Origin of the sequence: Pseudomonas sp. TR47, from assembly GCF_044143025.1 — a bacterium.
GTDB lineage: Bacteria > Pseudomonadota > Gammaproteobacteria > Pseudomonadales > Pseudomonadaceae > Aquipseudomonas > Aquipseudomonas putida_E.
In genome coordinates this window covers 118,758-139,834 of the sequence record NZ_JBHFCS010000009.1, presented here as the reverse complement: position 1 = coordinate 139,834, position 21,077 = coordinate 118,758, and the positions used below count along the sequence as shown (strand labels likewise).

The window sequence follows — 21,077 nt, the reverse complement described above, 5'->3', positions numbered from 1 at the left end:
TCGACCTGTCGCCGTATTTTGCGGGGCGACAGCCTGCGGAGACCCCCATGAGCGAAACCACCGAACGCGACGAACGTCACCTGGCGCGTATGCAGCGCAAGAAGGCGATCATCGACGAGCGCATCGCCAATTCCCCTAATGAGTGCGGCCTGCTGCTGGTGCTGACCGGCAATGGCAAGGGCAAGAGCAGCTCGGCGTTCGGCATGCTCGCACGCGCCCTGGGCCACGGCATGCAGTGTGGTGTGGTGCAGTTCATCAAGGGCCGCAACAGCACCGGCGAGGAGCTGTTCTTCCGGCGCTTCCCCGAGCAGGTGCGCTACCACGTGATGGGCGAAGGCTTTACCTGGGAAACCCAGGACCGCCAGCGCGACATTGCCGCCGCTGAGGCAGCCTGGGCGGTTTCGCGCCAGCTGCTGCAGGACCCGAGCGTCCAGTTCGTGGTGCTCGACGAGCTGAACATTGCCCTGAAGCACGGCTACCTTGACCTCGATCAGGTGCTGGGCGATATCCAGGCGCGCCCCCCCATGCAGCATGTGATCGTCACCGGCCGCGCGGCCAAGCCCGAAATGGTCGAGCTGGCCGACACCGTCACCGAGATGGGTATGCTCAAGCATGCCTTCCAGGCCGGTATCCGCGCGCAGAAGGGCGTCGAACTGTGAGTCAGACGCGCCACTGCCCAGCCGTTCTGATCGCAGCACCGGCATCTGGCCAGGGCAAGACCACCGTGACTGCGGCCCTGGCCCGCCTGCACCGCAACCTGGGGCGCAAGGTCCGTGTGTTCAAATGCGGGCCTGATTTTCTCGACCCGATGATCCTTGAGCGTGCCAGTGGGGCGCCGGTGTACCAGCTCGATCTGTGGATGATCGGTGCGCAGGAAAGCCGGCGCCTGCTGTGGGAAGCGGCGGGTGAGGCCGACCTCATCCTGATTGAGGGCGTCATGGGCCTGTTCGACGGCACCCCATCCAGTGCCGACCTGGCGCGCCACTTCGGCGTGCCGGTGCTGGCAGTGATCGATGGTACGGCCATGGCCCAGACCTTTGGCGCACTGGCCCTGGGGCTGGCGCGCTACCAGGCCGACCTGCCGTTCGCTGGCGTGCTCGCCAACCGTGTCGGCAGCCTGCGCCACGCGCAGTTGCTCGAAGGTAGCCTGACCGAGGGCCTGCGCTGGTACGGCGGGCTGTCGCGCGAGCGCGGTATCGAGCTGCCCAGCCGCCACCTGGGACTGGTTCAGGCCAGCGAGCTGAATGACCTGGACGCGCGCCTGGACGCCGCCGCCCAAGCACTGGGCAGCAGCTGCGATGCCGCATTGCCGCCGCCGGTGGCATTCGCCGCGCCGGACGTACCGACGTGCAGCGCCTCGCTGGCGGGTGTGCGCATTGGCATTGCCCGGGACGAAGCGTTTGCCTTCACCTACGGCGCCAACCTCGACCTGCTGCGCAACCTGGGCGCACAGCTGGCGTTCTTCTCGCCGCTGCACGACCGCGAGCTGCCCGCCGTGGACAGCCTGTACCTGCCGGGCGGCTACCCTGAGCTGCATCACCATGCGCTGGCCGCCAACGCACCGATGTGCGCCGCGATCCGTGCGCACCACGGCGCAGGCAAGCCGTTGCTGGCCGAGTGCGGTGGCATGCTTTACCTGCTCGATGCCCTGACCGATGTGGCCGGCGAGCGTGCCGCACTGCTTGGCCTGCTGCCCGGCGAGGCGACCATGCAGAAACGCCTGGCGGCGCTGGCCCTGCAGGCTGTGGAACTGCCCGAAGGCACCCTGCGCGGCCACACCTACCACCACTCGCTGACCAGCACCGAACTGCAGCCCATCGCCCGCGGCCAGAGCCCCAACGGCGGGCGCGGCAACGAGGCGGTCTATCGCCTTGGGCGGCTCACGGCATCCTATGTGCACTTCTATTTCCCCTCCAACCCTGAGGCGGCGGCGGCGCTGTTGCGGCCATGAGCGAGCACGCCTTCAGTGATGCCGAACGCGCGGCCGTCTACCGGGCAATCGGCGAGCGCCGCGACATGCGCCACTTCGCCGGCGGCAGCGTCGCGCCTGAAGTGCTCGGCCGCCTGCTCGCTGCCGCGCACCAGGCCCCCAGCGTTGGCCTGATGCAGCCTTGGCGTTTCATTCGCATCAGCCAGGGTGAGCTGCGCGGGCGTATCCAGGCGCTGGTGGAGCAGGAGCGGGTGCGCACGGCCCACGCCTTGGGCGAGCGCACCGACGCATTCATGAAGCTCAAGGTAGAAGGCATCAGCGACTGCGCCGAAGTGTTGGTGGCGGCGTTGATGGACAACCGCGAGCCACACATTTTCGGCCGGCGGACTTTGCCGGAAATGGACCTCGCCTCGCTCGCCTGCGCCATTCAGAACCTGTGGCTGGCGGCCCGCGCCGAAGGGCTGGGGCTGGGCTGGGTCTCGCTGTTCGACCCACAGGCACTGGCCGCGCTGCTGGGGATGCCAGCCGGCGCCAAACCGGTGGCGGTGCTGTGCCTTGGGCCTGTCACCGAATTCTATCCGGCACCCATGCTGGTGATGGAAAACTGGGCCGAAGAACGGCCCTTGAGCGACATGCTGTATGAAAACCAATGGGGGGAGCGCCCATGAGCGTCGCCTTGCTGACCGTGGCCGGCGTGGCCCTGGATGCGTTGTTCGGCGAGCCGCAGCGGCGCCATCCGCTGGTGGCCTTCGGTAACCTGGCGTCGAGCCTGGAGCAGCGCCTGAATGCCGGCGGGCGCGGTTGGCGCAGCCACGGCGTGAGTGCCTGGTTCCTGGCAGTGGTGCCCTTGACCCTGGTGGCGCTGATCCTCTCCTGGCTGCCCGGCATTGGCTGGCTGGTTGACGTGCTGGCGCTGTATTGCGCGCTGGGCCTGCGCAGCCTTGGCGAGCATGTGCTGCCGGTGGCCAGTGCCTTGCGCCAGGGTGATCTGGAGGAGGCCAGGCGCCGCGTCGGTTACCTGGTCAGCCGCGAGACCCGCGAACTCGATGAGCCGGCCGTGGCCAGGGCCGCAACCGAATCGGTGCTGGAGAACGGCAGCGATGCAGTGTTCGCCGCGCTGTTCTGGTTCATCGTGGCCGGTGCGCCGGGCGTGGTCCTGTACCGCCTGAGCAATACGCTGGATGCCATGTGGGGCTACCGCAATGAACGTTTTGAACGCTTCGGGTGGTGCGCGGCGCGCATCGACGATCTACTCAACTATATTCCCGCAAGGCTGGTGGCATTGACCTACGCCTTGCTCGGCAAGACCCGCCTGGCCCTGGCCTGCTGGCGCAAGCAGGGCCCGTTGTGGGACAGCCCCAACGCCGGGCCGGTGATGGCGGCCGGTGCCGGTGCGCTGGGTGTCGAACTCGGTGGCCCGGCGGTGTATCACGGCGAGCTGCACGAGCGCCCGCGCCTGGGCGAAGGGCCGATGGCCGATGCCGGTGCCATCGAGCGCGGCTGGGCCCTGGTACAGCGTGGCGTGTGGTTGTGGTTGCTGGTGATCTGCGTGGGAGCCTACTGCAATGCTTGAACATGGCGGCCGACTGCTCAAGGCAGTACGGCAATACGGGATTGCACGGGAGGCCTGGCTCGACCTGTCCAGCGGTATTGCGCCGTGGGCTTATCCTGTGCCGCCGATCCCGGCGCACGCCTGGGCGCGACTGCCCGAGACCGAAGACGGCCTCGAAGAGGCGGCCCGCCAGTATTACGGTGTTGGCCAGTTGCTGCCGGTAGCGGGCTCGCAAGCAGCGATCCAGGCCCTGCCGCATCTGCGCCCGAGCGGTCGCGTGGGGGTGCTGTCGCCGTGTTATGCCGAGCATCCGCAGGCCTGGCAACGGGCCGGGCATCAGCTGGTCGAGCTGGATGAAAGCCAGGTCGAGGCGTATCTGGACAGCCTCGATGTGCTGGTGCTGGTCAACCCGAACAACCCGACCGGTCATCGCGTGCCCCCCAACCGCCTGCTTGCATGGCATGCCCGCTTGGCCGAGCGTGGCGGCTGGTTGGTGGTCGATGAAGCCTTCATGGACAACACGCCCGAGCACAGCGTGGTCGGTTGTGCCGACCGCCCCGGGCTGATTGTGCTGCGCTCGTTCGGCAAGTTCTTCGGCCTGGCCGGTGTGCGGCTGGGCTGCGTGGCGGCCGAACTGCCGTTGTTGCAGCGCTTGGCCGACCTGCTTGGCCCATGGACCGTCAGCGGCCCGACCCGGGTGCTGGCCCAGGCGTGTTTCGCCGACCTGGCAGCCCACCCGCTGCAGATCGAGCGCTGTGCCCACGCCAGCCAACGGCTTGCAACGCTGCTGAAAAGCACCGGCCTTGCGCCCGCGGGTGGTTGCGACCTGTTCCAGTACGTACGCTGCGAGCGCGCAGCGCACCTGCATGACTTTCTCGCCCGCCGCGGCATCCTGGTGCGCCTGTTCGATCAGCCGCCTGCCGTGCGCCTGGGCCTGCCCGCCAGCGCCGCTGAAGAGCAGCGCCTGGCCCAGGCCCTGGCCGATTATCAGAAGGAAACGGCATGACCACCCTCATGGTGCAAGGCACCACCTCCGACGCCGGCAAGAGCACGCTGGTTACCGCCCTGTGCCGTTGGCTGCTGCGCCAGGGGGTGGCCGTGGTGCCGTTCAAACCGCAGAACATGGCCCTCAACAGCGCGGTGACTGCCGATGGCGGTGAGATCGGTCGCGCCCAGGCGGTGCAGGCCCAGGCTTGCCGGCTGGCGCCGCACACCGACATGAACCCGGTGCTGCTCAAGCCCAACAGTGACACCGGTGCCCAGGTCATCATCCATGGCCGCGCGGTCACCAGCATGAACGCGGTGGCCTATCACGACTACAAGGCTATCGCCATGCAGGCGGTGCTGGCCTCCCATCAGCGCCTCAGTGGCGTGTATCCGGTGGTGATGGTCGAAGGTGCGGGTTCGCCTGCCGAGATCAACCTGCGTGCCGGTGACATCGCCAACATGGGTTTTGCCGAAGCGGTCGACTGCCCGGTGATTCTGGTTGCCGACATCAATCGCGGCGGCGTCTTCGCCCACCTGGTCGGTACCCTGGAACTGCTGTCGCCGACCGAGCAGGCCCGGGTCAAGGGCTTCGTCATCAACCGTTTCCGTGGCGACATCGCCCTGCTGCAGCCAGGCCTGGACTGGCTGGAGCAGCGCACGGGCAAGCCGGTGTTGGGTGTGCTGCCTTATGTCAGCGACCTGCACCTTGAGGCCGAAGACGGCATCGATGTACGCCAGGCGGCCAAGGATGAGCGCGTGCTCAAGGTGATCGTGCCGGTGCTGCCGCGCATCAGCAACCACACCGACTTCGACCCGTTGCGCCTGCACCCCCAGGTGGACCTGCAGTTCATCGGCCCTGGCCAGCCGATTCCGCCTGCCGACCTGATCATCCTGCCTGGCTCCAAAAGCGTGCGTGGCGACCTGGCGCAACTGCGCGAGCGCGGTTGGGACACCGCCATCGCCCGGCACTTGCGCTACGGCGGCAAGCTCATCGGTATCTGTGGCGGCCTGCAGATGCTGGGCCGGGAGGTGCATGATCCGCTCGGCCTCGAGGGGCCTGCCGGGTCCAGCCCGGGGCTGGGCCTGCTCGATTACGCCACGGTGCTTGAGGCCCAGAAGCAACTGCGCAACGTGGCGGGGGCTTTGAGCCTCGAACAGTCGCCCGTGACCGGTTACGAGATCCATGCCGGCGTCACCCAAGGCCCTGCGCTGCAGCGCCCCGCCGTGCAACTGGCCGATGGCCGCAGCGACGGCGCCATCAGTGCCGACGGGCAGATCCTCGCCACGTACCTGCATGGCCTGTTCGAAGGCCGCCAGTCGTGCGCAGCGCTGCTGCGCTGGGCGGGCCTGGCGCACGTGCAGCAGATCGATTATGAGGCCCTGCGCGAGCGGGATATCGAGCGCCTGGCCGACCTGGTGGAAAAGCACCTGGACACCGCGCAGCTGCGAAAACTTTGTGGGGTCGCCTGACATGCGCAACCTGATCCTTGGCGGTGCCCGTTCGGGCAAGAGCCGCCTGGCCGAGCAGTTGGCAGCCGACAGCGGCCTGCCGGTGACCTATATCGCCACCAGCGAACCCCTGGATGGCGAAATGAACGAACGGGTACGCCTGCACCGCCAGCGCCGGCCAAGCGATTGGGCGCTGATCGAAGAGCCGCTCGCCCTGGCAGCCGTGCTGCGCGCCGAAGCTGCCGAAGGGCGCTGCCTGCTGGTGGACTGCCTGACCCTGTGGCTGACCAACCTGCTGATGCTCGATGACGATCAGCGCCTGGCTCAAGAGCGCGATGCACTGCTCGACTGCCTGGTGCAATTGCCCGGCGTGATCATTCTGGTCAGCAATGAAACCGGCCTGGGCGTAGTGCCCATGGGCGAGCTGACCCGGCGCTATGTCGACCTGGCCGGCTGGCTGCACCAGGCCGTCGCCGAACGTTGCCAGCGCGTGGTACTCACCGTCGCCGGCCTACCCCTGATGCTCAAAGGACCTGCTCTATGAACCCGACCTGGTGGCGTGACGCCTGCCAACCTCTCGACACCGCCGCCATGGATCAGGCCCGCGCCCGTCAGCAGCAGCTGACCAAACCTGCCGGGTCGCTCGGCCAGCTGGAAGCCCTGGCAGTGCACCTGGCCGGGCTGCAGGGGGTTGAGCGGCCGAACCTGGATCAGGTCGCCATCACTATTTTTGCCGGTGACCATGGCGTGGTCGAGGAGGGCATTTCGGCCTATCCGCAGGCGGTGACCGGGCAGATGTTGCGCAACTTCGTCGGCGGCGGCGCGGCGATCAGCGTGCTGGCGCGCCAACTGCAGGCAAGCCTGGAAGTGGTCGACCTCGGCACCATCGACCCGCATCTGGAATTGCCGGGTGTCCGCCACCTGCGCCTGGGGGGCGGTACCGCCAACTTCGCCCGCCAGCCGGCGATGACCGAGGTGCAGCTGCGCTCAGCCCTGCAAGCCGGCCGTGACAGCGTCCTGCGCGCTGCCCAGAGCGGCGCGCAGTTGTTCATCGGTGGCGAGATGGGCATCGGCAATACCACCGCTGCTGCGGCGCTGGCCAGCACCCTGCTGGGCTGCCCGGCGCGCGAACTGAGTGGCCCGGGCACTGGCCTGGACACCGCAGGCGTACGCCACAAGGCTGAAGTGATCGAGCGGGCCCTGGTGCTGCACGGTCTGCGTGCCGACGACCCGCTGCAGGCGCTGGCCTGTGTGGGTGGTTTTGAGATCGCCGCCCTGGCCGGCGCGTACCTGGCCTGTGCACAGCAGGGCATTGCGGTGCTGGTGGACGGTTTCATCTGCAGCGTCGCCGCGCTGGTAGCCGTGCGCCTCAACCCGCAATGCCGGGCTTGGTTGCTGTTTGCCCACCAAGGTGCCGAACCAGGGCACAAGGCGTTGCTCGATGCCTTGCAGGCCGAGCCGCTGCTGGCCCTGGGCCTGCGCCTGGGCGAGGGCAGCGGTGCGGCGCTGGCGGTGCCACTGTTGCGCCTGGCCTGCGTGCTGCACGGGCAGATGGCGACCTTTGCCGAAGCAGCCGTGGCGGACCGCCCGGCATGATCCTCGACCTGCTGCGCCACGGTGAAACCGAGCAGGGTGGCGGCTTGCGCGGCAGCCTGGACGATGCCCTCACCGAGCTGGGCTGGGCGCAGATGCGCAGTGCCGTGGGTGAGTGCGCCCCTTGGGACGTATTGGTCAGCTCACCCTTGCAGCGCTGTGCGCGGTTTGCCGATGAGCTGGGTGAACGGCTGGGTTTGACGGTGCAGCGCGAGGCCGATCTGCAAGAGTTGCATTTTGGTGAGTGGGAAGGGCGCAGCGCCTTGCAGATCATGCAGACGCAAGCGGATGAGCTCGGGCGTTTCTGGGCCGATCCTTACAGTTACACGCCGCCCGCCGGTGAGGCCGTCAGTGCCTTCGCTGAGCGGGTGCTGGGTGCTGTCGCCCGCCTGCACCAGCAGCATGCCGGCAAGCGGGTGTTGCTGGTCACCCACGGTGGCGTCATGCGCCTGCTGCTGGCGCGCGCGCGCGGTTTGCCCAAGGAGCAGTTGCTGCAGGTGGAGGTGGGCCACGGCGCGCTTGTACGTCTGAGCCTGGGCGAAGACGGCCAACTGGCCGAGGTGCACTGAGATGCTGCCTTTATGGATTGCCCTGCAGTTTCTCAGCAGCCTGCCGGTAAGCTTGCCCGGTATGCCCGAACCACGTGAGGTGGGGCGCTCGCTGCTGTGCTATCCGCTGGTCGGTTTGCTGTTCGGTCTGCTGCTGTGGCTTGCCAGCCATCTGTTGCAAGGCGCGCCGGCGCCTTTGCACGCGGCGTTGCTGTTGACGCTGTGGGTATTGCTCAGCGGTGCGCTGCACCTGGACGGCCTGGCAGACAGTGCTGACGCGTGGCTGGGTGGGTTCGGCGATCGCGAGCGCACGCTCAAGATCATGAAGGATCCGCGCAGCGGGCCGATTGCCGTGGTCACCCTGGTGCTGGTGTTGTTGCTGAAGTTCTGTGCGCTTTGGGTACTTGTCGAGCGCGGCGCCGGTGCGCTGCTGGTGCTGGCACCTGTGATCGGGCGGGCAGCGATGCTGGGGCTGTTCCTGCGCACGCCGTACGTGCGCCCAGGCGGGCTTGGGCAGGCGCTGGCCGAGCACCTGCCGCGGCGCATGGCGCGCTGGGTGCTGTTGGGCAGCTTGCTGTTCTGCCTGCTGCTCGGGGGCTGGAGCGCGCTCTGGGCGGTCCTGCTGGCGTTTGCGGTGTTCTGCTGGTTACGACGGCTGATGTGCCAGCGCTTGGGCGGGACCACCGGCGATACGGCGGGGGCAATGCTGGAGTTGCTGGAGCTGGCCGTGGTGTTGGGGCTTGCCTTGGGGATGTAGCTGCGCCTGCCGCGTGCAATTCCCGGCAATACATCGGCAAATGCTTCGCGGGTTGGAACGGGTATCCTCGGTTTTTTCAACAGGCCAAGGAGGCCCCATGTGGCACTGGATCCTTGCCAGCTTGCTCACCTTTGTCCTGTCGCCGGCCTGTGCCGCCGACCTCATGGACTTCTGGAACACCCCGCGCCACGGTGGTAACAGCTTCAACCGCCTGCCACCCGACCAGGCCTACTTCGACGCTTTGCGCGGTTATGGCGCCACCTGGGTGCGGCTTTCCTATGACAAATGGCAACCTGCGCAGCGCGATTTTCTGCTGGGTAGCGCCGACCACTATCGGGGCTTGCCCGAAACCGACCTCCAGACACTGCGCGCTACACTTGATCGTGCGCATCAGGCTGGCCTCAAGGTAGTGATTGCCCCTCTGTCCCTGCCGGGCATGCGCTGGTCGCAAAACAACCAGGGCCAGTTCGATGACCGCCTGTGGCAAGACAAGCAGTACTGGGCCCAGGCGGCCGATTTCTGGCGTGACCTGGCGCGCGAGCTCAAGGGCCACCCGGCCATAGCCGCCTACAACCTGATCAACGAACCGGCACCGGAGCGTGAGGGCGGCCTTGCCGAGCATGCGCCCGCGCCGCACATGCAGCAGTGGTATGCGCGCGAAAAGGGCGGCGCACGTGATCTGCCGGCGTTCTATCGGCAACTGCTGCTGGCGATCCGTGAGGTGGATACGCTCACGCCGGTCATGCTCGATGCTGGCTGGTACGCCGGTGCTGACGCCTTCAGCTACTGGCCCGAGCCGCTCGAGGATCAGCGTTTGCTTTACAGCATTCACATGTACGAGCCCTTTGCCGCTACCAGTGCGCCGAACATGACGCGCAAAAAGCCGTATGGCTATCCAGGGCTGGTACCTTTTGCCGGGCAAGCCTGGCACTGGGATGGCAAGCGGGTAGAGCAATACCTTGAGCAGCCACTGGCGTGGATGGTGGCCAACAAAGTGCCGCGTGAGCGCCTGGTCGTAGGCGAGTTCGGTTGCATGCGCCGCTTGCCGGGCTGTAGGCAATATCTTGAGGACATGCTCAGGGTGCTTGATCGCAACCAGTTGCACTGGGCCTTCTACAGCTTCCGTGAGGACAGCTGGGATGGCATGGACTATGAGCTGGGTTCGGCCAAGGTGCCTTGGCGCTATTGGCAAGCCATAGATAAGGGGGCACCGGACCCGCTGGCCCGTAGCGCTACTGACGAATTCGAGCCGATCCGGCGGCGTTTGACTGCAGAAAGCCACTGAGCTTCTTGCAACATCCTGGGTGCGGGTATATACCCGCATGACTTTGCGATGTGCTGGAGATAACGACAATGACTTCGGTTTGGCGAACCAGCGGGTGGGTACTGGCGGGGGCGGCGTTGATCTTGGCGTTGTCCCTTGGTGTCCGGCACGGCTTCGGGTTGTTCCTGGCGCCGATGAGCGCCGATTTTGGTTGGGGCCGTGAGGTTTTCGCGTTCGCCATCGCCCTGCAGAACCTGATCTGGGGCTTGGCGCAGCCGTTTGCCGGCGCGTTGGCCGACCGCTTGGGCGCGGCGCGGGTGGTCATCATCGGCGGCATTTTGTATGCCGCCGGTTTGCTGCTGATGAGTACGGCCGACTCGGCCTGGTCGCTGTCACTCAGTGCCGGCCTGCTGATTGGTATCGGCCTGTCCGGCACCTCGTTCTCGGTCATTCTGGGCGTGGTTGGCCGGGCGGTACCGGCTGAAAAACGCAGCATGGCCATGGGCATTGCCAGCGCAGCAGGTTCGTTCGGTCAGTTTGCGATGCTGCCCGGCACGCTGGGCCTCATCGAATGGCTGGGCTGGTCGGCAGCGCTGCTGGTGCTCGGCCTGCTGGTGGCATTGATCGTGCCCTTTGTCGGGCTGCTGCGTGACCGCCCGTTGCCTGCCTACGGTGGCGAACAGACGCTTGGCCAGGCGTTGCATGAAGCCTGCTCGCACTCGGGTTTCTGGCTGCTGGCGCTGGGCTTTTTCGTCTGCGGCTTCCAGGTGGTGTTCATCGGCGTGCACTTGCCGGCCTATCTGGTCGACCAGCACCTGGCGGCAACCACCGGTACCACCGTGCTGGCGCTGGTCGGGCTGTTCAACATCGTAGGTACCTACACGGCGGGCTGGCTGGGTGGGCGCATGTCCAAGCCGCGCCTGCTCACGGCGCTGTACCTGTTGCGCGCGGTGGTGATCGTGCTGTTCCTCTGGGCACCGGTGACCCAGTTCAGCGCCTATCTGTTCGGCATTGCCATGGGCTTGCTGTGGCTATCGACCGTACCGTTGACCAACGGCACCGTGGCCACTGTGTTCGGTGTGCGTAACCTGTCGATGCTGGGTGGCATCGTCTTCCTGTTCCATCAGTTGGGTGCCTTCCTCGGCGGCTGGCTGGGTGGTGTGGTGTATGACCGTACCGGCAACTACGACCTGGTCTGGCAGATCTCGATTCTGCTCAGTCTGCTGGCAGCGGCGCTCAACTGGCCGGTGAGTGAACGCCCGGTCGCCCGTCTGCAGGCTCAGGCGGCATGAACCGCTACCTTGCTTGCGGGTTGCTGGCCCTGGGGGCCGCACTGCTGCTGGTGCTGGCGTGGTGGGGCTGGCATCGGGGCGGCATGGCCCTCATGCAACTGGGCATGGGCGTTTGTTAAGCGCTACTCTGCAAGTTCGAGGATCGTTTTGCAGGGGAGTCTTTTGATGCGTGCATATGGGTTGATGATGCCGTTGCTGGCTATGTTCGCTGCCGGGTCTGCCTGGGCGGCGGATTGCCCGGCATTGCTGCAGGGCAGCCTGCCGGAGTTGCGTGGCAAGGGTCAGGTCGACCTTTGCCAGCGTTTTGGCGGCAAGCCGTTGGTGGTGATCAACACGGCCAGTTATTGCGGGTTTGCGCCGCAGTTTGAGGGGCTCGAGAGTACCTACAAGGAGTACAACGAGCAGGGGTTGGAAATGCTCGGCGTGCCGTCCAACGATTTCAAGCAGGAAGATGCTGACAGCGAGAAGACGGCCAAGGTCTGTTATGCCAATTATGGCGTGACGTTCACCATGACCAAGACCCAGTCGGTACGGGGCAAAGATGCGATCCCGCTGTTCGTGGGGCTGGCGGAGCAAAGCAGTGCTCCGAAGTGGAATTTCTACAAGTACGTGGTTGATCGCAAGGGCAAGGTGATTGCCAACTTCTCCAGCCTGACCAAGCCGGATGATCCTGAGTTCAAGGCGGCGATCGAGAAGGCGATTGCATCGCAGCCATAACCCCGCGCTCTTGTTTTTGCTGTCCTTGTGATTTGCAGCCATGGCCGGCAAGCCAGCTCGCACAGGTACCGCGCAGGCTTCAAGAACTGCGCGGCCCCGGTGGGAGCTGGCTTGCCGGCGATGGGCTGCGTAGCAGCCCTGATAAAGCTAACTGACTGGCATCAGCCACAAGGGCGGCGTTCACACAGCCGTACGTATCAGAAGCGGTAGGTGAGGGAGGCACCCACACCGTGAGCGCTGTTCTCGTACTTGGCCTGGTAGCTGCCTTTGCTGGCGCTGACCTGGTTGACCTTGGTGTCTTCCTCCCACAGGTAGGAGTAGGCAACATCGATGGTCATGTCGTCGTTCGGGCTCCAGCCCGCACCCAGGCTGAACACCTTGCGGTCGCCGGTCGGGATGCGCGGTGAACGGTCGTGGTTGTTAGTTGGCGACTGGTCGACGGTAAAGCCGGTGCGCAGCACCCACTCCTTGTTCACCTTGTAGGACGCGCCAATGGCGTGGGCCCAGGTGTCATGCCAGTTCTGCTCTTCGCTGATGGTCTCGAACGCCGAACCTGCCAGCGGTGCCGGAACATCGTTCTGTACGGTGATGTCTTCCAGGCGGCTCCAGCGGGTCCAGGTGCTGCCCGCGTAGAGGGTCCATTGGTCGTCGAGCTCATGGGTGACCGAAAGGTCGACCGATTCCGGTGTCTTGATCTTCAGGCTGGCGTCGAACTTGTCGCCGTTGAAGGGGCCGATCAGTGGTGTGCTGACACGGGTCTTGCCTTCGAGCTTGTAGTCGACCATGGAGTGGTAGGTCAGGCCTACGCGGGTGCGGTCGGTGGCCTGCACCAGGATACCGATGTTGTAACCGACGGCGGTATCGTCGCCCTTGATCTTCACTTCACCGTCATTGCTGCCCGGGGTGAACGGGTTGATCAGGCTCGAGCCCAGTTCGCCCTTGATGCGGTTGATGGTCGGGCCGAAACCGATCGAGACTTTATCGTTGAAGGCGTAGCTGACGGTGGGCTGGAAGGTGATGACTTCGACGTGGCTCTTTTTACCCCAATAGCGCGCGGCATCGTCGCTACCGTAGTCGGTTACCAGGCCAAACGGTACATAAACGCCGAAACCGACGCTCCAGTGATCATCGATAGGTTTGACGTAGTAACCCATCGGCACGCCGACCACAGGCACCATGTCACCATCGGTTTCCCCCCCGAGGTTGCTTCCAGGGCCCGAGATATCGGTTTTGGCGATGACGGCTGCGCCGCCCACGGTGAATTGTTCGCGCTTGAGGCGTGACATGCCTGCCGGGTTGCCAAACACGGTACTGGCATCTTCGGCAGAAGAAGAACGTCCCGCGAAACCTGTCCCCATGCTGCTGATGCTCTGTTCGTTGAGGGCGAAGCCGGCAGCGAACAGATGGCTGGAAGCGAAAGCCACGGCCAAGCCGAGGGAGGTTTTGAGCATTACTTTTTTCATTATTAGAAACTCCTTGGGATCTCCGGGGCGAAAAGCTACCAACAATTCACGCGCCGCGCCATAGCCTGTATCGCAGGAGATAGAGCGGTTTTGTAGGACAATCCGACCAAAATTCCATTTTTTCCGGCAATGCTGTAGGACGTTTCTTAAGATGCCTGTGGCAATTTCTGAGCAATACACAGATGCCAGGCCTGGGTGAAGTCGCGCAGACGACCTTGGGGGTGAAAAATCTGGCGCCAGATTCGCGCCTGGCCTAGCAGGTCGTCAACGGCAGGCAGGGGCGTTGCTTGTGCTTCGATGAGCATCCAGGCAATGGCGGTGGAGTAGCGCAGGTTGACTGCCAGTTCCAGGTGCGGGCCGCCCAGGAAGGCATGCTGGCTCGCCAGGCCGCGAACCAGGCTGGCCAGCTCAGGGTCACGGGCGAGAAAATCGTCCCAGACCGCCCGATGGCGATGCTCGCCAATACGGTACAGGCCGTGGCCGCGGCGGTCATGCAACGCCGAACCGAGTGCCGACTGGCTGGCCGCGATGCCCAGCAAAAGGGCTTCGGCACTGGCGCAATGACGATTGAGGTAGACCAAGGTTGGTCGAATCACATACTGACACAATTCATTCGCCGCAATACCCATGATGCCCTCGAGCAGTAAAGGGCCGACGGGCGTGGGAGCTTGGCAGCTGGTGAGTGATCAGGCCCGCCGGAAGCGGCAAGGACCGCTCGAGTTGAAGTGTAGTGTGATAATCGTGGTGTAAAGGGCTGTTTTTAAATCGATTGCTGCCTGACGTTCGGCGCTATATGCCCTGCGGCAATTAGGCCAAGAACGATCAGGTAGCTTACCGTTTACTGCATTCAACAGCTGAATGCTACGGTATTCGCCGCTCACGCAGTGAGCGACTGGCGCGTCCGGGCAATGACGGCCTGCAGCGGTTCCGAGCGGCTGTACTGTTCTGGGTACAGGCGTTCGGTGTGGCAGGCAACGCCGTGCTCGTCCACCAGGGTGAAGCTGAAGTTGCCCTTGCGTGGGGCAGTGATAAGGCACTTCAACGGCGAGAAGGCCTGGGAAAGGGTGCCAATGGCAGCCTGAATTTGATGATGAGTTTGCATATTGTTGGATGTTCCTGCTTTAAACACGGGGATTATGATCCGTGCATGATAGAAACGTTCCAGTGACGCCTTTATTAAGGGACGAACGAACCTGACTGGAACAGGGCAGCCAGAGGGGGCGCAATCATAAGGTGGGCGCTTGGGCTGACTGGTAGGTACTTCAGAGGGCAGGCAGCATGCCGGGGCCAAGGTTCTAGGCCATCGGTATGGAATCCTGATCAATCTGTCACGTGATTCGTGCTGAACAGCGCAAGGCTGGTGAGTGAATCATCGAAAGGGCCGGTCCTGGTTTCAGCAGTGTTGCTCTTGGGGGGAGCAGGCCTGCAAGGACGTTTCTGGCCAGAATTGACTTTCAGCTTGGTACTAACGAGGGGCACCTTACCGGAAGCTGAGGTGCTTTGCAAGCTTTGTCACATGTCTTAAGGTGAGCCGAGCAGTATGGCGTTTCTTTTGCGTTGTGTGAAGAGGGGGCAAATGGCGCACAACCGGCTGGATGTACCAAGTTCGTGCATTCAAATGCAGGTTTTCGGTGCACTTGTTCACATTCGAGGCGTGACTTGTAACAGCTCGACAACACCCCCCGCCAAGCCTGCCAATGCCTTGACTGGTACCTTAAGTCAATGAAAAAAAACACTATTTTTAGCTGGTGAAAAAATCGTCAGTTTGACTGGAAGCCCCGTTTCACGCGGGTTTGCGGGGTGGTTTGGGGGGTTGTCCACCGAGTTATCCACAGGAACTGTGGATTGTCCCGAGCGCTTGCTCTAGGACGGGAGTGCCAGCAAATTACGGAACTGTCCGACAATCATCAGGCAGCTGCAGATCCGCCGGCCATCCACTTGGAAACGTCAAGAAAAGATCATCGATATTTTTTTCCGGGCGCAGAAAATCCTCAGGTCACGATATGAAAAAAAGGGTAGAGTGGCGCGCCTTTCGAATTGCCTTCTCTGTTTGTCATGAAATTTCGCGGTAAATCCCCCACCGAACCCGCTGTCACTTCATCAGCCCCTTCGTCCAAACGCTTTTCACTGAAAGTGGCCCTATGGCTGCTGGACAACCCGCGCCTGGGCGAAAAGCCGCAGGTCAAGCACTTGGCCGGACGCCTGCTCAAACAGCCGGCTCGCGAGGGCGTGGTAGTGGCCCAGAGCCGGTTGGGGCAGATGCTCTGCCGCGACTGCGGCAATTCCCGTGACAGGCGCATCGGTCATGAACTGCTGCGCCAGGCGGCGCGGGCCGGCGACCGCCTTGCGCAACTGGAGTACGCGCGGCTCTGCCAGGCCAGTGAGCCGGGGCAGGCGCAGGAACAAACGGACTGTTAAGCTGCATCTCATTTGCGACAGACTTGTTCGGGGTAAGCATGGCAGTGGATCTGACCAGCATTGTGCTGGGCTTGGTGGCAGGCGCCTTGCCTTGCCTGGTTTGGGTCATGCAGGTGCAGCGCCGTCAGGCTGCCCGCCAAAGCGAGCGGGCCTTGCTCGAAGAACGCCTCAATGGCGCCCTGCTGGCCCAGGCCGGCCTGCAGGCGCAACTGGATGCCAGCCGGGACGAGGTCAGTGACCTCAGCGAAGCCAACACGCTCAAGCAGGCCCAACTGGCCGCCCAGGGCCGCGAACTCGAGCTGCTGCAGATTGACCGCGACAATGCCCGAGACGCTGCTCACGCCTGGCACCTCGAACGCGTCAACCGGGAAGCCGAACAGCGTCGCCTGGAGGCCCAGGCAGCACGCCTGGAAGCTGAGCTGCGTGAGCAGCAGGACAGCCATCAGCAGCGCCTTGAAGACCTGCAGGAAGCCCGCGATACCCTGCGTGCGCAGTTCGCCGACCTGGCCACGAAAATCTTCGACGAACGCGAGCAGCGTTTCGCACAGACCAGCCAGCAGCACTTGGGCCAGTTGCTCGACCCGCTCAAGGAGCGCATCCAGGCCTTCGAAAAGCGTGTCGAGGAGAGCTACCAGCAGGAAGCCCGTGAGCGTTTTTCCCTGGGCAAGGAACTGGAACGCCTGCAGCAACTCAACCTGCGCCTGTCCGACGAAGCCACCAACCTTACCCAGGCGCTCAAGGGCCAGAAAACCCAGGGCAACTGGGGTGAGTTGATTCTCGAGCGTGTGCTCGAGCATGCCGGGCTGGAAAAGGGCCGCGAGTACCAGACCCAGGTCAGCCTCAAGAGCGCCGATGGGGAGCGCTTCCAGCCAGACGTACTGATCATGCTGCCGGGTGACAGGCAGGTGGTGGTCGATGCCAAGGTCAGCCTCACTGCCTACCAGCAGTTTGTCAGCAACAATGATGAAAGCGCGCTCAAACAGCACGTACAGTCGCTGCGCAGCCACGTCAAAGGCCTGTCGAGCAAGGACTACAACCGCCTGGAAGGCTTGCACAGCCTGGATTTCGTGCTGTTGTTCGTGCCCATCGAGGCCGCGTTCTCGGCTGCCCTGCAGGCCGAGCCGAACCTGTTCCAGGAGGCCTTCGACCGGCAGATCGTGATCGTCAGCCCGACCACTTTGCTCGCCACCCTGAGGGTCATCGACAGCCTGTGGAAGCAAGAACGCCAAGGGCAGAACGCGCGCGAGATCGCCGAACGGGCCGGTTGGCTGTATGACAAGTTCGTGCTGTTCATCCAGGACCTGGACGAGCTGGGCAATCGCCTGCAGCAGGTCGACAAGGCCTATGCCGCAGCGCGCAACAAACTCTGTGAAGGGCGTGGCAACCTGGTCAGCCGCAGTGAGCAGCTCAAGCTGCTCGGCGCCCGTGCCAGCAAGAGCCTGCCGGCCGACTTGCTGGAGCGGGCACTGACGGATGAAACGGTGCCGGACGAGGCGGTTACTGAACCAGGCTCAGATGGCGATTGAGCAGTGCGCGCAAGGCCGCCGGCTTGACCGGCTTGGCCAGGTAATCGAGGCCTGCGGCATGCACCGTGGCCAAGGTTTCCTTGCTGCCGTCGGCGCTGATCACCACCCCAGGCACCGGCTCGCCCAAGCGGGCGCGTAGCCAGCCCATCAGCCCGGTTCCGGTTTCGCCGTCATCCAGGTGATAGTCCACCAGCGCCAGGTGCGGGCGCATGCCCTGCGCCAGCAACGCCTCGCAGTCGGCGCGGTTGCGCGCTGTCCACACCTGGCAGCCCCAGCGGCTGAGCAGGCTGTTCATGCCGATCAGGATGCTGTCTTCGTTGTCGATGCACAGCACCTGCAGCCCGGCCAGCGGCTGGCTGGCTTGCTCCACCGGTGCGCTCGGCGCGGCTACGGCCTGGCGGGCGATCGGTACGTTGACGCGGAACACGGTGCCTTTGCCCGGCCATGAGCGCACCTGCAGCGTGTGGCCGAGCACCCGGCACAGACCATCGGCAATCGCCAGGCCCAGCCCCAGGCCCTTTTCGGCGCGGGTCTGGTGGCTGTCCAGGCGCTTGAATTCCTGGAAGATGACCTGCAGCTTGTCGTCGGCGATGCCCGGGCCGCGGTCCCACACCTCCAGCCACAGCCGTTCGCCCTGGCGCCGGGCGCCCAGCAGGATCGGGCTCTTGCCGTAGCGCAGGGCGTTGGTAAGGAAGTTCTGCAGCACCCGGCGTAGCAGCCTCATGTCGCTGTCGATCCGCAGGCGGCTACCGCGCAAGCGGAACTCCAGCCCCTTCTCGGCGGCCAGGACCTTGAACTCCGCACCCAGCGTATCGAATAGCTCATTCAGGGCAAACGGCTTGATGTCGGGTGTGATCTTGCCGTTTTCCAGGCGCGAGATATCCAGCAGGTCGCTGATCAGCTCTTCGGCCGAACGCAGCGAGCTGTCCATGTGCTGCACCAACTGTTGGGCCTCGTCGTTCATGCCCCCGGCCTGCTGCGACAAGGCGGCGGAGAACAGCCGCGCGGCGTTGAGCGGTTGCATCAGGTCATGGCTGACCGCCGCCAGGAAGCGGGTCTTGGACTTGCTGACCGCTTCGGCCTGGCTTTTGGCCTCCGACAGGGCCTGGTTGAGTTGCGACAGCTCGTGGGTGCGTTCGGCAACCCGCTGTTCAAGGCGCTCGTTGGCATCGCGCAACGCCTGTTCGGCCTCGCGGAACGGGGTGATGTCGGTGAAGCTCATCACAAAGCCGCCTCCGGGCATCGGGTTGCCGATCAGTTCGATCACCCGGCCATTGGGGAACAGCCGCTCGGACGAATGCGCACGGCCTTGGCGCATCCAGTGCAGGCGCCGCGCCACATGCACCTGTGCCTCGCCCGGGCCGCACAGGCCGCGTTCGGCGTTGTAACGGATGATGTCGGCGATCGGCCGGCCGACGCTGATCAAGCCGTCGGGGTAGTTGAACAGCTCCAGGTAGCGGCGGTTCCAGGCCACCAGGTGCAGGTTCTGGTCGACCACACTGATGCCCTGGTTGATGTTCTCGATGGCGCCTTGCAGCAGCGCGCGGTTGAACTGCAGCACTTCGCTGGCTTCGTCGGCGATCCGCACCACGTCTTCAAGCTGCATGTCGCGGCCTTCGATGGCCGCCTTGACCACGGCGCGGGTCGAGGAGCTGCCGAGCACCCCGGCGAGCAGGCGCTCGGTGTGTTCGATCCAGTCGCCGTCAGCGTTCTGGTTGGGGTTGAAGCCTTTGCCCTGGCGATAGGCAAAGCGGATGAAGCTTTGCCGCGCACGTTCCTCACCGACAAAGCGTGAGGCCAGCGTCAGCAGGTCATCGATCTGCACCGCCAGCAGCGGTTTGCCATTGGGGCGGGCACTGGTCTGCTGGCCGATGAAGCGCCCGGCCTGCCAGTGCTCCGAGACGCGCGTGCGTGACAGCATCGAGACCCAGGCGAACAAGGTGAAGTTGCCCGCCAGTGACAGCACCACGCCCTGGGTGAGCGGCGTGATCGGCAGGCCCAGCGGGTTGCCGTGCAGCCACGCCAGGCCCGGGAACAGCTGCAGCGACCAGCCCACGCTGTGGGCGGCGATCGGCAGCACCAGGGTGTAGAACCACAGGAAGATACCCGCAGCGAGGCCGGCGAACACGCCACGGCGGTTGGCTTGCTTCCAGTACAGCGCACCGAGCATGGCCGGGGTGAGTTGGGTCACCGCGGCGAAAGCAATCTGGCCGATGGTTGCAAGGCTTGCGGTAGAGCCAAGCAGGCGATAGCTGACATAGGCCAGCAGCAGGATGACCACGATGGTCACCCGGCGCACCGACAGCATCCAGTGGCGGAACACCTCGAAAGGCCGCTCTGCGTTATTGCGGCGCAACAGCCACGGCAGCAGCATGTCGTTGGAGACCATGGTCGACAACGCCACGGCCTCGACGATGACCATGCCGGTGGCGGCCGAGGCACCGCCGATGAAGGCCAGCAAGGCCAGGCTCGGGTGCGCTTCGGCCAGCGGCAGGCTGATCACGAAGGAATCGGAAATCACCGTGCCTGGCAGCAGCATTTGCCCGGCCAAGGCAATGGGCACCACGAACAGCGCGGCCAGGGCCAGGTACATCGGGAACACCCAGCGCGCCAGGCGCATGTCCTGCGGCTCGATGTTTTCCACCACGGTCACGTGGAACTGCCGGGGCAGGCAGATGATCGCCATCATCGCCACGGCGGTCTGCACGACCATCGATGGCCAGTTGATCGTCTCCTGCCAGTAGCTGTCCAGCAGCACCGACTGGCGTGCCTGGGTGAACAGGTCGTCAAACCCGTCGTACAGGTTGAACACCACGAACACGCCAACGGCGAGAAAAGCCAGCAGCTTGATCAGCGACTCGAACGCGATGGCCAGGACCATGCCGCGGTGGTGTTCGGTCACGTCGAGGCTGCGCGTGCCAAAAACGATGGCGAACAGCGCCAGTACCAGCGACACCACCAGCGCGGTGTCCTGCACACGGGTGCCGGTGGCGTCGGCATTCGCGCCGATCAGCAGGTTGACACCGAGCACGATGCCTTTGAGCTGCAAGGCGATGTAGGGCAGCACCCCGACCAGGCAGATCAACGCCACCACCACGGCCAGGGTCTGCGACTTGCCGTAGCGCGCAGCGATGAAGTCGGCGATCGAGGTGATGTTCTGCTGCTTGCTGATCAGCACCATCTTCTGCAGCACCCAGGGTGCGAAGATCAGCAGCAGGATCGGGCCCAGGTAGATCGGCAGGAACGCCCAAAGCTGCTCGGCCGCCTGGCCGACCGCACCGAAGAAAGTCCAGCTGGTGCAGTACACCGCCAGGGACAGGCTGTACACCCAGGCGCGCAGCCGCGGCGGCAATGGTGTGCTGCGGCGGTCGCCGTAGAAGGCGATGGCGAACATGACGGCCATGTAGGCCAGGGCGACCAGGGCGATCAGCCCGCTGGACAACGACATGAAGACTCCGGAGCAAAAAAAGTAACGCGGTCCCGATCAGTCAGTCTGGCACGCAGGCACAGGTTCGTCAGCGCCGACGATGGTCGCAGTGGCGTGTCGTCGCAGGGCCGGGCACATCAGCCTGTGTCGGTGC

19 protein-coding genes and 1 pseudogene are annotated in these 21,077 nt (G+C 64.5%); 16 read left to right on the top strand and 4 right to left on the bottom strand.

The genetic code is table 11. From position 1 onward, the window contains the following. Positions 1–47 precede the first annotated feature (47 nt). The 14 genes from cobO (at position 48) to ACEWE8_RS12320 (ending at position 12,089) form a co-directional block, all read left to right on the top strand. Entirely contained in the window at positions 48–659 is a 612-nt protein-coding gene (gene cobO / locus ACEWE8_RS12385) for a cob(I)yrinic acid a,c-diamide adenosyltransferase (RefSeq protein ID WP_012313146.1), read from the top strand. Beyond that, positions 656–1,951, top strand: coding sequence for a cobyrinate a,c-diamide synthase (locus ACEWE8_RS12380; RefSeq protein ID WP_046787445.1), 1,296 nt, complete (start codon positions 656–658; stop codon positions 1,949–1,951). Before cobO ends, ACEWE8_RS12380 begins: the two co-directional genes overlap by 4 nt. Then, entirely contained in the window at positions 1,948–2,598 is a 651-nt protein-coding gene (bluB, locus tag ACEWE8_RS12375) for a 5,6-dimethylbenzimidazole synthase (RefSeq protein WP_046787444.1), read from the top strand. Before ACEWE8_RS12380 ends, bluB begins: the two co-directional genes overlap by 4 nt. Then, positions 2,595–3,503, top strand: a complete 909-nt coding sequence (cbiB, locus tag ACEWE8_RS12370) for an adenosylcobinamide-phosphate synthase CbiB (protein WP_046787443.1) — start codon at positions 2,595–2,597, stop codon at positions 3,501–3,503. Before bluB ends, cbiB begins: the two co-directional genes overlap by 4 nt. Continuing rightward, entirely contained in the window at positions 3,496–4,488 is a 993-nt protein-coding gene (gene cobD / locus ACEWE8_RS12365) for a threonine-phosphate decarboxylase CobD (protein WP_046787442.1), read from the top strand. Before cbiB ends, cobD begins: the two co-directional genes overlap by 8 nt. Beyond that, positions 4,485–5,939 (top strand): cobyric acid synthase, encoded by a 1,455-nt coding sequence (locus tag ACEWE8_RS12360; RefSeq protein ID WP_046787441.1) that lies wholly within the window; start codon positions 4,485–4,487, stop codon positions 5,937–5,939. Before cobD ends, ACEWE8_RS12360 begins: the two co-directional genes overlap by 4 nt. A 1-nt stretch (position 5,940) precedes the next feature. Further along, on the top strand, positions 5,941–6,462 hold the full coding sequence (gene cobU / locus ACEWE8_RS12355; protein WP_046787440.1) for a bifunctional adenosylcobinamide kinase/adenosylcobinamide-phosphate guanylyltransferase: 522 nt from the start codon (positions 5,941–5,943) through the stop codon (positions 6,460–6,462). Next, the gene (cobT, locus tag ACEWE8_RS12350; protein ID WP_115272972.1) at positions 6,459–7,514 is read left to right on the top strand and encodes a nicotinate-nucleotide--dimethylbenzimidazole phosphoribosyltransferase; all 1,056 of its coding nucleotides are present in this window, start codon (positions 6,459–6,461) and stop codon (positions 7,512–7,514) included. Before cobU ends, cobT begins: the two co-directional genes overlap by 4 nt. Continuing rightward, positions 7,511–8,080 carry an alpha-ribazole phosphatase family protein gene (cobC, locus tag ACEWE8_RS12345; protein ID WP_046787438.1) on the top strand — a complete coding sequence of 190 codons (570 nt, stop codon included), beginning with the start codon at positions 7,511–7,513 and terminating at the stop codon, positions 8,078–8,080. Before cobT ends, cobC begins: the two co-directional genes overlap by 4 nt. Before the next feature lies 1 nt (position 8,081). After that, positions 8,082–8,816: an adenosylcobinamide-GDP ribazoletransferase gene (locus ACEWE8_RS12340; protein WP_046787437.1), complete on the top strand. Its 735-nt coding sequence runs from the start codon at positions 8,082–8,084 to the stop codon at positions 8,814–8,816. 163 nt (positions 8,817–8,979) lie between these two features. Next, positions 8,980–10,101 carry a glycoside hydrolase family 5 protein gene (locus tag ACEWE8_RS12335; protein WP_144415500.1) on the top strand — a complete coding sequence of 374 codons (1,122 nt, stop codon included), beginning with the start codon at positions 8,980–8,982 and terminating at the stop codon, positions 10,099–10,101. Positions 10,102–10,169: 68 nt separating this feature from the next. Continuing rightward, positions 10,170–11,372 (top strand): MFS transporter, encoded by a 1,203-nt coding sequence (locus tag ACEWE8_RS12330; protein ID WP_046787435.1) that lies wholly within the window; start codon positions 10,170–10,172, stop codon positions 11,370–11,372. After that, positions 11,369–11,491, top strand: a complete 123-nt coding sequence (locus tag ACEWE8_RS12325; protein ID WP_256345742.1) for a hypothetical protein — start codon at positions 11,369–11,371, stop codon at positions 11,489–11,491. The genes ACEWE8_RS12330 and ACEWE8_RS12325 overlap by 4 nt, the downstream gene beginning before the upstream one ends. 46 nt (positions 11,492–11,537) lie before the next feature. Further along, positions 11,538–12,089, top strand: coding sequence for a glutathione peroxidase (locus tag ACEWE8_RS12320; protein ID WP_046787434.1), 552 nt, complete (start codon positions 11,538–11,540; stop codon positions 12,087–12,089). A 197-nt stretch (positions 12,090–12,286) separates the two neighbouring features. On the opposite strand, the gene ACEWE8_RS12315 is transcribed toward ACEWE8_RS12320, so the two are convergent. The 3 genes from ACEWE8_RS12315 to ACEWE8_RS12305 form a co-directional block, all read right to left on the bottom strand. Continuing rightward, on the bottom strand, positions 12,287–13,552 hold the full coding sequence (locus ACEWE8_RS12315; protein WP_046787433.1) for an OmpP1/FadL family transporter: 1,266 nt from the start codon (positions 13,550–13,552) through the stop codon (positions 12,287–12,289). A 146-nt stretch (positions 13,553–13,698) separates the two neighbouring features. Further along, positions 13,699–14,181, bottom strand: coding sequence for a hypothetical protein (locus ACEWE8_RS12310; protein ID WP_012313161.1), 483 nt, complete (start codon positions 14,179–14,181; stop codon positions 13,699–13,701). Positions 14,182–14,429: 248 nt separating this feature from the next. Continuing rightward, the gene (locus tag ACEWE8_RS12305; protein WP_012313162.1) at positions 14,430–14,654 is read right to left on the bottom strand and encodes a hypothetical protein; all 225 of its coding nucleotides are present in this window, start codon (positions 14,652–14,654) and stop codon (positions 14,430–14,432) included. A gap of 953 nt (positions 14,655–15,607) precedes the next feature. Between ACEWE8_RS12305 and ACEWE8_RS12300 the strand changes: the two are divergent. Together ACEWE8_RS12300 and rmuC are read left to right on the top strand one after the other, a co-directional pair. Continuing rightward, positions 15,608–15,952, top strand: a pseudogene (locus tag ACEWE8_RS12300) (sel1 repeat family protein); the annotation flags it as partial. Positions 15,953–16,122: 170 nt separating this feature from the next. Beyond that, the gene (gene rmuC / locus ACEWE8_RS12295; protein ID WP_177010290.1) at positions 16,123–17,496 is read left to right on the top strand and encodes a DNA recombination protein RmuC; all 1,374 of its coding nucleotides are present in this window, start codon (positions 16,123–16,125) and stop codon (positions 17,494–17,496) included. Here rmuC and ACEWE8_RS12290 read toward each other — a convergent pair. Next, positions 17,468–20,944 (bottom strand): hybrid sensor histidine kinase/response regulator, encoded by a 3,477-nt coding sequence (locus ACEWE8_RS12290; RefSeq protein WP_177010277.1) that lies wholly within the window; start codon positions 20,942–20,944, stop codon positions 17,468–17,470. The genes rmuC and ACEWE8_RS12290 overlap by 29 nt on opposite strands. Positions 20,945–21,077 lie beyond the last annotated feature (133 nt).

What these genes read in the sequence shown, in the direction of transcription:
- ACEWE8_RS12340 (WP_046787437.1), top strand. Translation starts at nt 8,082, where the DNA reads ATGCTGCCTTTATGGATTGCCCTGCAGTTTCTCAGCAGCCTGCCGGTA.
- cobU (WP_046787440.1), top strand. Translation starts at nt 5,941, where the DNA reads ATGCGCAACCTGATCCTTGGCGGTGCCCGTTCGGGCAAGAGCCGCCTG.
- ACEWE8_RS12310 (WP_012313161.1), bottom strand. Translation starts at nt 14,181, where the DNA reads ATGGGTATTGCGGCGAATGAATTGTGTCAGTATGTGATTCGACCAACC.
- cobD (WP_046787442.1), top strand. Translation starts at nt 3,496, where the DNA reads ATGCTTGAACATGGCGGCCGACTGCTCAAGGCAGTACGGCAATACGGG.
- cbiB (WP_046787443.1), top strand. Translation starts at nt 2,595, where the DNA reads ATGAGCGTCGCCTTGCTGACCGTGGCCGGCGTGGCCCTGGATGCGTTG.
- ACEWE8_RS12290 (WP_177010277.1), bottom strand. Translation starts at nt 20,944, where the DNA reads ATGTCGTTGTCCAGCGGGCTGATCGCCCTGGTCGCCCTGGCCTACATG.
- ACEWE8_RS12360 (WP_046787441.1), top strand. Translation starts at nt 4,485, where the DNA reads ATGACCACCCTCATGGTGCAAGGCACCACCTCCGACGCCGGCAAGAGC.
- cobC (WP_046787438.1), top strand. Translation starts at nt 7,511, where the DNA reads ATGATCCTCGACCTGCTGCGCCACGGTGAAACCGAGCAGGGTGGCGGC.
- ACEWE8_RS12325 (WP_256345742.1), top strand. Translation starts at nt 11,369, where the DNA reads ATGAACCGCTACCTTGCTTGCGGGTTGCTGGCCCTGGGGGCCGCACTG.
- ACEWE8_RS12305 (WP_012313162.1), bottom strand. Translation starts at nt 14,654, where the DNA reads ATGCAAACTCATCATCAAATTCAGGCTGCCATTGGCACCCTTTCCCAG.
- cobO (WP_012313146.1), top strand. Translation starts at nt 48, where the DNA reads ATGAGCGAAACCACCGAACGCGACGAACGTCACCTGGCGCGTATGCAG.
- ACEWE8_RS12315 (WP_046787433.1), bottom strand. Translation starts at nt 13,552, where the DNA reads ATGAAAAAAGTAATGCTCAAAACCTCCCTCGGCTTGGCCGTGGCTTTC.
- ACEWE8_RS12330 (WP_046787435.1), top strand. Translation starts at nt 10,170, where the DNA reads ATGACTTCGGTTTGGCGAACCAGCGGGTGGGTACTGGCGGGGGCGGCG.
- cobT (WP_115272972.1), top strand. Translation starts at nt 6,459, where the DNA reads ATGAACCCGACCTGGTGGCGTGACGCCTGCCAACCTCTCGACACCGCC.
- ACEWE8_RS12335 (WP_144415500.1), top strand. Translation starts at nt 8,980, where the DNA reads ATGGACTTCTGGAACACCCCGCGCCACGGTGGTAACAGCTTCAACCGC.
- bluB (WP_046787444.1), top strand. Translation starts at nt 1,948, where the DNA reads ATGAGCGAGCACGCCTTCAGTGATGCCGAACGCGCGGCCGTCTACCGG.
- ACEWE8_RS12320 (WP_046787434.1), top strand. Translation starts at nt 11,538, where the DNA reads ATGCGTGCATATGGGTTGATGATGCCGTTGCTGGCTATGTTCGCTGCC.